1 protein-coding gene is annotated in these 238 nt (G+C 73.1%); it reads right to left on the bottom strand.

Translation table 11 applies throughout. The annotated features are described in order from the left end of the window. Positions 1-238: DUF1631 family protein (locus ACQG3P_RS23255; protein WP_426806361.1), on the bottom strand; the 238-nt coding region annotated here is incomplete at both ends.

The following is a 238-nucleotide window of genomic DNA, read 5'->3' as shown; positions in this document are numbered from 1 at the left end:
TCACGAAGGGCACCACCAGCCGGCCGATCAGCGCGCGCGAGCGACCTGCCAGGTCGCGCTCGTCCAGCATCACAGCGAACAGCCTGCCCACCAGGTCGATCGCATCTTCATCCTGCGGGGCCAGGCGCGCCTGCGCCGGGTCCACGCCGAGCCGGGTTGCCGCGGACAGCACTTCGCTCTTCAACCGCTGGGCCCGCGATTCGCCGGCTTCGCCGAGCGCCGCGCGCGGGGTCGCGCT

Origin of the sequence: Stenotrophomonas sp. SrG, assembly GCF_050031795.1 — a bacterium.
Taxonomy (GTDB): domain Bacteria; phylum Pseudomonadota; class Gammaproteobacteria; order Xanthomonadales; family Xanthomonadaceae; genus Stenotrophomonas; species Stenotrophomonas rhizophila_A.
Note: the sequence above shows the minus strand (reverse complement) of the source record. Positions and strands in the feature narration are given on the sequence as shown.